Here is a 12598-nt window from a genome sequence, read left to right as displayed (position 1 = left end):
CTGCGTGTAGGTCAGAGCTTTTTTCTGCCGATTCGACCGAGGAACTTTCATCGCAATCTAACGTTCGACATGAGCAGCGGCGCAAATTCCCCTCTCTATGCAGTCGGCCCGATCGAGCGGTGAGCTTCGCCTGCGCGAGACTCCCGCTAGCGATTGCTCGACGTACTATCAGGCAAATTCTTCCGACAATTAAGTATAAGCTCGACGGCGCGATTTACAGCCAAAAGGTAGTCCTGGGCTGCTTCTGCCGTTGGCTTCACCCTGACGTGCGCTACCTGGTTCCGTAGCTCACGTAGTTCTCTAACCAAGTTCATTGTCTGGGCTGGAAGCACTCCAGAGGACATGACAGCGTTGTATACCTTCCCTGTGTTTTCCAGTGGATTAACGACCGCGCCTACTTGGATGCCAAGCCGGAACAACTCACCGTCGAGCTTAGCCCACCCCTCTAGGATCGCCCCGGCCGGATCTCCGCGTGCCTCACGTAGTTTGGCTATGACCTGCCCACTGTCGGCTTTGGTTTTGACAGCGAATACTGACGCCTCATCCACTCCTTGAATCTTCGTCTCTTCGGCGTTCGCGAGCGCCTGCTTGGCTGCCAGTTCGAACTCTGCCTCGACCGGGCCCGCTTTCAGCTTCCGCAACGTGGGAATGATCTCAAGGAGTTTACGGCGAAACATCAATCCGAGGACTAGCACGACGATTGGCCAAGCAAGGGCCTCGGCGATTCTCGCAACGAACGTAAGCCAATCCATGGAATTCTCCCGAGTGCCTCAAAGTGTGATGCGGGACCAAACTACTGATTGGGAAAACGCAAGGGCCTGGCTACACGCCGTACCCACAGACCACAGGATGACCGCGCGTACTCCCGAAGATCCAATGCGTGAACAAGCTTGCCAAGTGCCCAGCCGACACTGTAAGGCAGATCAAGCGTAGGAAGGCCAAGTAGCATGTAGGCCGCCACCCAAGATAGATTGGGCAGAGCGGAACTCAAGCCCAGTCAATCCAAAATAGCCAGCTGCAATGCAAGAGGCAGCTATAGAAGAGCGAACTCGCCCTTAGTATCTCCTGTGCAACTGACCGATGCCCAGACGCAAAGACCGGCGATCAACGAGTGGAGAAGCACAAGATCAAGCAGGTCTTGCTCGTGCCCCCCCCCTAACTCCGGAATTAAGACGAACCACGTAGCGGGTTCCGCTTGAATGAATTGTCAGGCCGCTGCCGCAGCGTCCATCTCCTCTTGCTCTGCAAGCTCCTCATCTGGAGTCGGAGCAGGAGCTGCATCTCGGTTAGCGAGGAGGTTGGTGACGTCACTCCATTCCTCCATGCGGAACACATGGACTCGTTTGACAAAGCGACAGAACTGAGGGGCATTTGCTGTGATGGCATGCTGCAATTGCATGATTGCATTGATCGGATTTTGCTCCGCTTCGGTGTGGTACAGCGAGCCCTGGGGATGCGCTGTAAATCCGCAACCAGCGAGGGCTTGGGGAATCTCCTGCTGATAAATACGAGTCCGATCAGCAGGTGTAAGTCCCGCTGCCTTCATTGCGGTAGTGTCGAGATCAAAAGCGATTGCGTACTGAGCCATACGAAACTCCTGTGTACATATGTGTAGAGCAGCCTAACGTCAAAGTTCAGTCGCCGCCGCAGGCGGTCGGCTGGAAGGTAGCTCTAGCATTATTTACTTGGAACCTCAACCATTTCCACAGGGTTTCCACCGTGATCCTTAAAGAACTGCAGGGCCTCCTCCTTGGTTTCAAAATTGACATCCTTCAAAGACGTTCCATCTGGCGTTTTTTCCAGCGGCTTACCTGTGAATGGATTGGTAATGATAAAGCTCATCCTTTAACTCCTTGATATGTGGTTAAAAATACCTAGCACTACAACTAAGCCGCTCTGGTAGAGACTCGACTTAATTGATTTGTTAGGCGGGATTGGCCAACCAACTATCGCTTTGGTCATTGCCGCCGAGTGTGCCGCACAACCAAGCCCGATGATGCCACAGTCCGCAAGACTGGGACTTGCCCAGAAAGCCCTGCCGCGCGGTGCCACCGAGGCCAAGTGAAACAGGTGCGATTAAGCAATGACGCATAGGGCGGAGCGGTGCTGGCCGATGGCGAAAGCAGGGGTGACCGCTGTCCGGAGCCAACCACCAAACGGCCATTGGTCTACCCGAAGGCAGTGCCGTGGTCAAGTTTCCGTAGACACCCGGACAGGGCGTTTCAGGCTACGGCCCGTTTGTAGCCAGCGGGCGAACGATAGCCCAGCGTGGAATGGAGCCGGTGGTTGTTGCCCGCTTTCGGCCAGAAGCGGACGCTCGCCAGCGCCTGAGCCAAGAAGAGCCTCGGGGCGGTGTCGGCTTGGACTGCCGTATGCCCGATCAATCTTCTGACCGGTCTCCACCAAAGCTTGCCGTGGCCAGGGATTCCCCCGGCCACGGCCATAGCTAAGCTAAAGGCCGTTGCTCACGAGCCTTGCGCAACATTGACGACGAAAGGCACTGTTCGGATTTCACCATTGGCCATGAACTGAATCCAGAGCGCATAGGTGCCCGCATGAGGAGGCTTCGCGTGGAGCATCATCTGTGCGCTGACCGGGCCAGCCGGATCATGCGCCGAGCCGTGTGAACCGTGCGCGGCTTTGGCAGCATCCGCCGGCATGGCATGCGCGTGGACATATGCAAGGTCATCGGTGCCTACGAACACCGCATGTGCCGGCACGCCAAGGTAGAGGCCCAGGTCCTGCGCGGGTTTTCCATTCTTCAGAACAGTCAGGTTCAACATGCTCTCTTTACCGGCCTGCAGACCCGACTGGTCCAACTGGACCGTATACGGCCCATCGGTTCCCTCCTTGGCAGCCGGGACGGGCTGGGCTGCTTCCATACCGGCTGGTGCGTCTACGGAAACGTCGAACCGAACTACTTGTTGCCCCAGCCCGGTGGGCACAGCGTCCGCGAAGACATGGTATACGCCAGGCTTGGGGAACTTCATCGCGACCCGGAAGCGACCGTCTAACCCTACCTTGCCTGGGTGTTCGTGCAAGAAGCTGGAGAAGTTGCTGTCGGTGGCCAGAACATGCAGCTCCTGGGCAAGTTCCTCGTCAAAGTAAGCGATGCGCTTGCCGGTGGTCTTGTCGGCGAACGTGATCAGCAACTCGCGGGAAAGTGGGCCGGTTTTTTCGATGGAAAGTTCTGCGGTGACCTTCTCGGTCGCTCCCGAAAGTGCAAAAGCACCTTTCAGCGAGGCATTGGACGCCGACGACGGCATAGCCGCGGTACCGATGGCGGCTACGCCGAAAGTAAGAAAGTGTTTGATGAACATGGGACGTTCTCCGTTGGAAGGAAGTTACTGGCTTGCCTGCAGCTGGTGTGGATATCCAGCCTCTGCCAGCACCGCGAGGAATGCCGCTTCGCCCAGCGCCGTTTCTACGCGCACCTGGCGCGCAGGCGTGTCGGTTTCGATCTTCGCCAGCGGATCGACGCTCAGCAGGGCGTCTCTCACCGGCTTGGCGCAAGAACCGCACGTCATGTTTGGAATATGGAACTGAAGCATGTTGATTTCCTGATTGATTGGTGCACCAACCACGCTGGGCGTTGACACTGTGGCAATGTCAATCAGCAATCTTGAATATCTTTCTGTTCCTCGGCTTCCGTTCATATTGTGGAGGCCAAAGGAGCCGGACAACGCGCACACGCAGATTCCATGACCGCAAGAGCGGCATGGATTACCTCAAAGCGATGTCCCGTGCCGCTTTACTTCGTGCTTACGATGGCTTCTCGCACGCGCAATGAGGCAGGCGTATCAATGCTGAAGCTGGGCGTCTCGCGCGCCACCGTGGGCGGGCCGACGCGCTGGAAGGAATTGGCAGGTTCGGCCAGATCCTCGATGATGGGACAGTCGGCGATTGTTGCCATGGCAGTTACTTGCGAGTTCGCGAAGCGTCTGCGCCATCGCCTGCAATTTGGCGATCTTCGCCTCGAGTTCGGCGACATGGGAAAGGGCCACCTTTTTCACATCAGCGCTGGCCCGCTCCCGATCATGCCAAAGTAGCAGTAGCTCGGAGATCTGCTCGACGGTGAAACCCAGATCGCGCGAGCCCGATCTTGCCGGATCATTTGGCCGAAACTCCTGAGAATTCGGCCGCTTTTCCGATATTCACAGCATTCACCTTTGGATCTTCTCGATCAATATAGAAGCGCAATGTCAAAGAGCAACCGATGCCATATCGGGGGTGAAAAAGACATCTGCATGGAGGTCTTCCGGGCTTAGACGTCCTTCCCGGCAGACGCGCATGGCTGATTCAACCATCAAGGGCGGACCGGCCACGTAGGCCTTCCATCCTTCCAGTACAGGATGATCTGCGGCCACGGCGTCGGTTACCAAGCCGGTGCGCCACAAGCTCTGCGGGGGATCGTCTGATAGGACCGGAGTGAAGGTCAGGTTGGGATGGATTTGCGCCAGCCGCTGGAAATGCGCAACTAAGTAGAGGTCCGCATTACTGCGCGCGCCGAAATAGACATGGATGGGCTGTCGCATGCCCTCGGCGATGGCCGCCTCCACAATCGCCTGGATCGGGGCCAATCCCGAGCCGCCTGCGATACAGAGGATGGGGCCGGAGTGCCGCGTACGCAGGTAGGATGACCCCAATGGGCCCTCCACCACTACTGGATCCCCCAGCTTCAATGCTGTGTGGATCCACTCGGTCACGGTCCCGCCCGGCACGCGACGGATGTGGAAATCGAGCTCTTTGCTGCCCGCACGACTTGCCATCGAATAGTCCCGGGGCGGGGCGCTGGGAAATGTCAGCCGAGCGTACTGGCCCGCGTCAAAGGCCAGCAGCTCGGCCCCACTGGCGGCAAGCTGGATACGTTTTATGTCGTGGGTGAGAGTTTCGATGGCCTGCACTCGGTACTGCAGGCGTCGTATCGCAGGTGAAGTGAAGGCATGGATGTCGCCGCCGCAGGCGGCGACCATATCGGTCTCCGGCATAGCGCGACAAGCCAGGAACATGCCCTGCGTCTTCTGCTCTTCGGTAAGTGCGAAGCGACTATGTTCCAGATGCAGCACTTTCCCGCTGATCAAACGCGACAGGCAGGAGCCGCAGCGGCCAGAGCGGCAGCCATGCGGATAGGCGACGTCTGCCGCCAGTGCAGCCTCCAAGATGGTCGTGCCTTCAGGTACAACGATAGTGCGTCCTTCAGGGCGGATCTCGACGTGTTTGTTCATGGTCGTTTACGCAGCGCCGGACAGGCCGAGCGCCGCGGTCAACAGCGGCTTCTGGGCGAGGAAAGTGCCGTAGAAGATCGAATTGCCCACCAGCGTGATTGGCGCGACACGTACACCCGTGCGTGCCTTGGCTTCCTCCATGATCTCGCGAATGGACAGATCGCGTTCTTCGAACATGATCCCCTCACGATCAAGCCAGGCCTTCAGCGTGTGGCAGTCGGGGCAGATGGGCGTCGTGTAGAGAATGACGGGCGGATGGGATGTGATAGCCATGGCGGCCTCCTTCAGGCGGGTCTGGCGTCGGGGCGAGAATGGCGTGTGTAAGGCATCAGTAGCCGTTCACCGGCCACGGCACGTTGATGGCAACATTCTCGGTAACAGCAGCATTGATCTCGACGCTCATCGACGCGGGGACACGCTTGAGCCGCAGTGCGCTGCCCAGAACGAAGATGCTGGAGAGCGCCAGCGTCTTGATCCCTGCGCCGCCGGGAAACTCGGTCAGTCTGGTGCTTTTCTGGATAGCGGCGGAAGCCATCGAGCTACCCCTTGAAGAGTTTAAGTTGAGAAGAACTTCGCGGTTCCGACGCTGAGGAGGTCAAGGCGCCGGAACGAACCCGATGATTCGCCCCTCGGAGTCACCGCTGGCGCCAGCGCAGTCGACGTCTGCCCGCGTACAGGTCACCCAGCCGCCACCTAGCGCTTTGTAGATGCTGACGATGGCCAGCCGTTGATTGGTGCGGGCCACGACCAAGGCACGTCGGCTGGCAAAGTCTGCCCGCTCTGCATCGAGAACATCCAGATAGATGCCCTCCCCATGCGAGAACTGCGCTCGTGCAAGGTCTGCGGCCTGCTGGGTGGTAGACGCTTCCTGGTAGCGAAGCTGTAGGGCGGTGCCTGCCGTGCTGAAGGCACCGAACGCGTTGTCAGTCTCTTCCAGTGCACGCAGCACGGTCTGGTCGTACCGGATCAATGCCTCGCGGGCGCGAGCCTCACTCGCCGCGATTCTGGCGCGAACCCGCCCGGTATCCAGGAAAGACCAGCGAAACAGTGGGGCCAGAACGCTGGACAACGCCGAGCTGCCGCCCGTGGAGCCCAGACTGCCGGCCACAAAGCCAATAGATCCCTGGACTTCAATCTGAGGATACAGCCCCGCGGTCTCGATCCCGATGTGAGCAGTGGCCGCGGCCAGGCTCAGCTCTGCTGCCTCGATGTCCGGGCGCCGTGCCAACAGTGCGGCGGGATCCCCGACTGTGATGCTCCGCACCTCCAATGTCTGACGTGCGATTGACGATGCCGGCGTGACGAATGTCTGCGGTGTCTCACCCAACAGGATTGCGAGCGCGTTGAAGGCCACATTGCGGCGGTGCTCCAACTCGGGCGCCACCACTTCAACGGCGCGCAGTGCCGCTTCTGCGCGCAGGCGGTCCAACGCGTTCGCGGAGCCGGCTTCCACTAGGTCCTCGACCAAGTGCAGGCTCTCCCGCTGACTCTGCGTGATGTCGGCCATTACGCTGAGCTCAGCGTCCAACCCGTTCAGTTCAAACCAGGTGGCGGCCACGGCGGCCGCCACGCTCGCCTGCACACCTCTAAGCAGTGCTTCGCGGGAACCGGCTTCGGCCTGGGCCGCTTCAGCCGAGCGACGGACACGGCCAAACAGGTCAATCTCCCATGATGCATCAATTGCGCCCCGATAGGTTTCGCTCCGACGAGACTGGCCCAGCGGGGTTTCCACTTCACTACGTCGGCGATTTTCATGGCCCACCTCCGCGCTGCCCTGCGGCAGGAAACCCTGGCGGCTCTCACGCAGCATGGCCCTCGACTCATCCAGGCGCGCAGCGGCGAGCCCGATATCGTGGTTTGCGGCCCATGCGCGTTGAATCAGCGAGGTCAGCGCCGGGTCGTCGAAGGACCGCCACCACTCAGTGTCCACCGTGCCAGGTACCAGCCCGACAGACCTCGCGCCGAAGTCGGCTGGGAACGCCGCAGATGGCAACGGCGGCGGTGAGGGCGGGGAGAAGTCCGGGCCGACCGACGCGCAGGCGGACAGCATCACGCATGCGGCAAGAGGAAGCATGAACATCCTGCGGCGACGATCGTTCACGACGCACTCTCCTGTGCAGGATGGATGGCGCCGCGCTTGCGCCTCTCGAAGCGGGACGAAATGCGGCGGATCACTACATAGAACACCGGCGTCAGGAACAGGCCGAACACGGTTACCCCTAACATGCCGGCAAAGACCGCGACGCCCATCGCCTGGCGCATCTCGGCGCCCGCACCGGTCGCCAGTACCAGCGGCACGACACCGGCGATGAAGGCCAGCGACGTCATCACAATGGGACGCAGCCGCAGTCGACACGCTTCCACCACCGCATCCACGGTGGTCCATCCCTCTGCCTCGAGTGTCCGGGCGAACTCGACGATCAGAATCGCGTTCTTGGCCGCCAGCCCCACCAGGACGATCAGGCCGATCTGCACGAACACGTTGTTATCGCCCCCCATCAGCCAGACCCCGCCGATCGCGCTGAGCAGACACATGGGCACGATCAGCAGCACCGACAACGGCAGCAACCAGCTGTTGTACTGCGCGGCGAGGATAAGGTAGGCGAGCAGCACACACAGCGGGAAGATGTACAGCGCCGCGTCGCCGGCCAGCTTCTGCTGGTAGGTCAGCTCGGTCCACTCAAAGCTCACGCCCTCGGGCAGCACCTCCTTGGCCAGGCGTTCCATCACCGCCACGACCTGCCCCGAGCTGATCCCGGGTGGCGCGCCGCCGGAGATGTCGGCGGAGGGATAACCGTTGTAGTGGATGACACGGTCCGGACCGGAGCTCGGGGTAACCGTCACGAATGACGACAGCGGCAGCATCTGCCCGGCGGCATTGCGGACCTGCAGCTGACCAATCGCCTCGGCCTGCATGCGATGTTCCGCGTCGCCCTGCGCAGTGACCTTGTAGGTGCGACCGAAGCGGTTGAAGTCGTTGATGTACAGCGAGCCCAGGTAGACCTGCAGTGACTCGAAGACATCCGCCAAGGGCACGCCCTGGCTCTTGGCCTTGGTCCGGTCGATCACCACGTCAAGCTGCGGCGCGTTGACATCCAGGCTGGTCATCAGCCCGGCGACCTGGCCGGATTCGGTGGCTTTCATCATCAGGATCTGGGTCTGCTGGACCAGGGTGTCCAGCCCCACCCCACCGCGATCCTCGACCTGCATCTTGAAGCCGCCCGTGGCGCCCAGCCCGGGGACGGGCGGCGGCGGGAACACACCAAGGAAGCCATCCTGGATGCCGGCGAACTTCGCCTGCAGACGCCCTGCGATCGCCGTCGCCGCGAGATCAGGCGACGTACGGTCCTTGAACGGATCGAGCATGACGAACATGACCGCTGCGTTGGGAACGTTGACGAAACCATTGATGGACAGCCCCGGGAAGGCGACCACGCTCTCGACGCCCGGCTCGGCAAGCGCGAGCTTCGACATCTGCTTGACGACGTCGTCGGTGCGATCCAACGAGGCCGAGTTAGGCAACTGGGCGATGCCCACCAGGTAATACTTGTCCTGCATCGGCACAAACCCCGGCGGCACCACCTTGAAGCCGAACAAGGTCAGCGCGAGCAAACCACCGTAAACAAACAGCGCCACCCCACTGACCCGCACGAGTTTGCGCACGCCATTGCCATAGGCATCCGGTGCACGCTCGAAGGGACGGCTGAGCCGCTCGAACACCCGCCCGGCACGGCCACGCAGACTGCGCGGATCGCGTGGGGGTGTGATCGTGCGCGGTCGCAGCAGCATCCCGGCCAGCGCCGGGCTGAGCGTGAGCGAGTTGACCGCGGACAGAATCGTGGAGATCGCGATCGTCAGGGCGAACTGCCGATAGAACTCGCCCTGCAGGCCGGTCAGGAACGCCGTGGGAATGAATACCGCAGCCAGCACCGAGGTGATCGCGATGATCGGTCCGGTCACCTCGCGCATGGCACGCCGCGCGGCCTCCAGCGGCTCCTCTCCGTCCTCGATATGCCGCTCGACGTTCTCCACCACCACGATCGCATCGTCGACGACGATGCCGATGGACAGCACCAGGCCGAACAGGGACAAGGTATTGAGAGAGAACCCCATCAGGTGCATGACGGCAAAGGTGCCGATCAGGGACACCGGGACGGCCAGCAACGGGATCAACGATGCGCGCCAGTTGCGCAGGAACAGCACCACCACGATGACGACCAGGATGATCGCTTCCAGCAGCGTGGTCGCGACCGATTCCAGCGAGGCCCTCACGAAGACCGTCGGGTCATACGCGATGCGCGACGACAGGCCTTCCGGGAAGCTCTTCTCGAGCCTGCCCATGGTATCGCGCACGGCAGCCGATACATCGAGTGCATTCGCGCCCGGGCTCTGGATGATCTGCAGGGCCACCGCCGGCTCACCATCGAGCAGGCTGCGCAGTGCATAGGCATCAGCGCCCATCTCGATCCGTGCCACGTCGCGCAAGCGGGTGACCTGGCCGTCATCGCCGGTACGGATGATGATGTCGCCGAACTGTTCTTCGTCGGTCAGGCGGCCCAGCGTGTTCACGGTCACTTGGAAGGCGGCGGTGGAATCAGGCGCCTGCCCGACCGAACCGGCGGCGACTTGAACATTCTGCTCGCGCACCGCGGCAATGACATCGCCTGCGGTCAAGCCACGGGCGGCGATGAGGCTGGGATCCAGCCAGAGCCGCATGCTGTACTCGCCCGCTCCCCAGACCAGTACATCGCTGATGCCGGGAATCCGGGACAGCTCGTCGCGCACCTGCAGATAGGCATAGTTAGAGATGTAGAGCGGGTCGTACCGCTTGTCCGGCGACAGCAGGTGGACCACCATCAGAATGTCGGGAGACGTCTTCTGGGTCACCACGCCCTGCCTCTGCACTTCCGCAGGCAGGCGCGGCAACGCACGCGACACCCGGTTCTGCACCTGGACCTGTGCCATGTCCGGATTGGTCCCATCGGCAAAGGTGACGGTAAGGATCATCCGGCCATCGGTCGCGGACTGCGAAGACATGTACATCATGCCTTCGACACCGGTGATGGCCTGCTCCAAGGGTGCTGCCACCGTCTCGGCGATCACCTTTGGGTTGGCGCCCGGATAGGACGCCGTGACCTGGACGGTAGGCGGCGTCACCGCCGGATACTCGCTCAGCGGCAACTGGAAGAACGCGACGATGCCGGCGATCACCATCAGCACCGACAGCACGATGGCGAAGATCGGCCGGTCAATGAAGAAGCGCGGGAAATTCACTGCGCCGCTCCTTTCTTCGCGGGCGCCTTCAGCGGTGTACCGTCAATGGCACTGACCTGCGGCGTCACCTTCATGCCAGGGCGCACCAGCCCCTTAACGACGATGCGATCGCCGCGTTGCAGTCCCTGCTCGATGACCCTCAGCCCATCCACCACCGGTCCCAGTTCCACCGGCCGGTACTCGGTCGTATCACCCTTTCCCACTACCAGCACATAGCGGTGACCCTGATCGGTGCTGATCGACTGGTCCGACACCAGCACCCGGTCTTTCGACGGGCCCGCGTCCAGTCTTACCTTGGCGAACAGGCCGGGGGTGAGCTGGCCATCGGGGTTGTCGATCACCGCGCGCACCCGCACCGTCCCCGTCCCACGATCGGCTGCGTTGGAGAGGAAATCGAGTCGCCCCTCGCGGCTGTAGTCCTTGTCGGTGACCAGCGCCACCGCGACCTTGGCGGCTGCGGGGCCTGCAGCGGCGTCCTGCGACCGGCCCGCGGCCAATGAGCGCAGATAGGTGCGCTCGTCCACGTCAAAATAGACGTGAAGCGGGTTGAGCGAAACAATCGTGGTAAGCGGGGTGACCCCGCTGGCAACATAGTTGCCTTCGGTGATCAGGACCTGCCCCACCCGGCCGCTGATTGGCGAGGTGACACGCGTAAAGCTGAGGTCCAGCTGCGCAGCGTCCAGGGCAGCCTTGGCCGCATCAACCTGGGCTTTGCCTGAATCCAGCGCGGCCGTGGCGGAGTCTAGTCGGTTGCGTGCCACGATCTTCTGGGCGAACAACTGTTCGGCGCGTGCATGATCGGCCTGGGCCAACGCGGAGGCCGCTTCTGCGTCGCGCAGCCGCGCGGCGGCGGCGTCACGTGCCGCCTGGAAGGGGCGCGGATCGATGTGGAAGAGCGCCTTTCCCTTCTCCACGAAGGTGCCCTCCGGAACCGTGACCTGCTGGATGTAGCCAGCAACCCGCGGCCGCAGCTCGACCTGCTTGACTGCAGTCAGCGAGCCGGTGAACTCGGCGAAGGGCGTAACGGGTCGAACGATAACCTCGGCTACAGGCACGCCGGGCGGCTGGGAAGAGCCAGCACCAGGCGCGGCCTCCTTACATCCAGCAAGAGCGAGTGCGGCGCCAATCGCCACTGTCATCAAGGTGGTGCGCGTGATTGTCATCGTTATGCCTTTCGCGACTACGGTCGGATTTCTGGTGTGCTGAACCGAAGCGGCTCCGGCGACAGTTGTCCGGCATGTCACGCTTGGAAGGTCAAGCAGTTCTTGTGTGGAGGGCCGTCTGCGCGGACGTGCCGGCCACGCCGGGCGCAGGGGCCTAGTGCCAGCTTCTTGGGGGCTAAGCGCTACCGCTGTTGGACAACGGTGCCGGGCTAGAGCCTTTGAGGCGAAGCTGCCTGAGCGCGTTCAATGTCACTAGCCTGGTCGCTCCGGTGTCGACCAGCACGGCCCCCCACTGGTCAGTGATGCCCATGCCCCTGGGAACCTGAACCAGCCCCTTTAGCCCCAGTGCGAGCGTCATGTTCTGGTGGATGTTCGCCATGGTCGCCCGCGACAACGAGGCCAAGTGGGGCACATCAATCACCCGGCTTTTGAGCAGAGCGGCATCTGCGGCTTCTAGGGCGACATCCGTGCCGCCACCCATCGCTATCCCTACATCAGCCGCCGCTAGCGCCTGCGTATCGTTGATTCCGCTCCCACCATTGCAACGCGGGACGATAGCTTCGTCTGGTTGACCAGTCGAAGCTTGTGCTGTGGAAGGAGCGTGGACTCGCACCCCAACCCAAGGCCGGCCGCAATGGCGTCCGCGGTGCGACGGTCGTCGCCGGTGAGCATGATCGAACGCACGCCCATCGCCTTCAGATCCGCAACAACATGACGTCTATCAGCACGCGGCTCATCGCGCACCGCCAGCAGACCCGGCACCACGACCTGCTGTTCATCGATCAAGGCGGCCGCGGTAATTCCACTGGCAGAGAAGCCACTCCGAATGGCGGGTGCCCGGCGCTAGGGAGCTCTTGCTAACAGGCTTGGGCGGTACTTTCGCATCGTGATAACTTCCGTCAATAAAACTGGGGTCTCGTAAGGGCTTTGGTCAAC

General features: G+C 61.6%; 13 protein-coding genes. All 13 read right to left on the bottom strand.

What is annotated here, in order from left to right; all coding sequences use genetic code 11:
• Nucleotides 1-146: 146 nt before the first annotated feature.
• The 13 genes from ABE483_RS10970 to ABE483_RS10910 all read right to left on the bottom strand — a co-directional run bounded on the left by ABE483_RS10970 (nucleotide 147) and on the right by ABE483_RS10910 (nucleotide 12448).
• The gene (locus ABE483_RS10970; RefSeq protein ID WP_346481693.1) at nucleotides 147-752 is read right to left on the bottom strand and encodes a hypothetical protein; all 606 of its coding nucleotides are present in this window, start codon (nucleotides 750-752) and stop codon (nucleotides 147-149) included.
• A gap of 455 nt (nucleotides 753-1207) precedes the next feature.
• Nucleotides 1208-1588, bottom strand: coding sequence for a hypothetical protein (locus tag ABE483_RS10965; RefSeq protein WP_346481692.1), 381 nt, complete (start codon nucleotides 1586-1588; stop codon nucleotides 1208-1210).
• Nucleotides 1589-1677: 89 nt separating this feature from the next.
• Nucleotides 1678-1842 carry a hypothetical protein gene (locus ABE483_RS10960; RefSeq protein WP_346481691.1) on the bottom strand — a complete coding sequence of 55 codons (165 nt, stop codon included), beginning with the start codon at nucleotides 1840-1842 and terminating at the stop codon, nucleotides 1678-1680.
• Nucleotides 1843-2465: 623 nt separating this feature from the next.
• Nucleotides 2466-3320 carry a hypothetical protein gene (locus tag ABE483_RS10955; RefSeq protein WP_346481690.1) on the bottom strand — a complete coding sequence of 285 codons (855 nt, stop codon included), beginning with the start codon at nucleotides 3318-3320 and terminating at the stop codon, nucleotides 2466-2468.
• 24 nt (nucleotides 3321-3344) lie between these two features.
• Nucleotides 3345-3620 (bottom strand): heavy-metal-associated domain-containing protein, encoded by a 276-nt coding sequence (locus tag ABE483_RS10950; protein WP_346481689.1) that lies wholly within the window; start codon nucleotides 3618-3620, stop codon nucleotides 3345-3347.
• A gap of 180 nt (nucleotides 3621-3800) precedes the next feature.
• Complete coding sequence (locus ABE483_RS10945; protein WP_346481710.1) at nucleotides 3801-4052, bottom strand: MerR family DNA-binding protein; 252 nt, start codon at nucleotides 4050-4052, stop codon at nucleotides 3801-3803.
• Between the two features lie 150 nt (nucleotides 4053-4202).
• Entirely contained in the window at nucleotides 4203-5225 is a 1023-nt protein-coding gene (locus ABE483_RS10940; RefSeq protein WP_346481688.1) for a 2Fe-2S iron-sulfur cluster-binding protein, read from the bottom strand.
• A gap of 6 nt (nucleotides 5226-5231) precedes the next feature.
• On the bottom strand, nucleotides 5232-5498 hold the full coding sequence (locus tag ABE483_RS10935) for a glutaredoxin family protein (RefSeq protein ID WP_346481687.1): 267 nt from the start codon (nucleotides 5496-5498) through the stop codon (nucleotides 5232-5234).
• A 55-nt stretch (nucleotides 5499-5553) separates the two neighbouring features.
• Nucleotides 5554-5760, bottom strand: a complete 207-nt coding sequence (locus ABE483_RS10930; RefSeq protein WP_346481686.1) for a hypothetical protein — start codon at nucleotides 5758-5760, stop codon at nucleotides 5554-5556.
• Nucleotides 5761-5820: 60 nt separating this feature from the next.
• Nucleotides 5821-7326 (bottom strand): efflux transporter outer membrane subunit, encoded by a 1506-nt coding sequence (locus tag ABE483_RS10925; protein ID WP_346481685.1) that lies wholly within the window; start codon nucleotides 7324-7326, stop codon nucleotides 5821-5823.
• Nucleotides 7323-10499 (bottom strand): efflux RND transporter permease subunit, encoded by a 3177-nt coding sequence (locus tag ABE483_RS10920; protein WP_346481684.1) that lies wholly within the window; start codon nucleotides 10497-10499, stop codon nucleotides 7323-7325. Before ABE483_RS10920 ends, ABE483_RS10925 begins: the two co-directional genes overlap by 4 nt.
• Nucleotides 10496-11662 carry an efflux RND transporter periplasmic adaptor subunit gene (locus ABE483_RS10915; RefSeq protein ID WP_346481683.1) on the bottom strand — a complete coding sequence of 389 codons (1167 nt, stop codon included), beginning with the start codon at nucleotides 11660-11662 and terminating at the stop codon, nucleotides 10496-10498. The genes ABE483_RS10920 and ABE483_RS10915 overlap by 4 nt, the downstream gene beginning before the upstream one ends.
• A gap of 504 nt (nucleotides 11663-12166) precedes the next feature.
• Nucleotides 12167-12448, bottom strand: coding sequence for an HAD family hydrolase (locus ABE483_RS10910; RefSeq protein ID WP_346481682.1), 282 nt, complete (start codon nucleotides 12446-12448; stop codon nucleotides 12167-12169).
• Nucleotides 12449-12598: the final 150 nt, after the last annotated feature.

Origin of the sequence: Stenotrophomonas sp. TWI602 (assembly GCF_039674045.1) — a bacterium.
Lineage (GTDB): Bacteria > Pseudomonadota > Gammaproteobacteria > Xanthomonadales > Xanthomonadaceae > Stenotrophomonas.
This window is presented reverse-complemented; position numbering and strand designations above follow the sequence as displayed.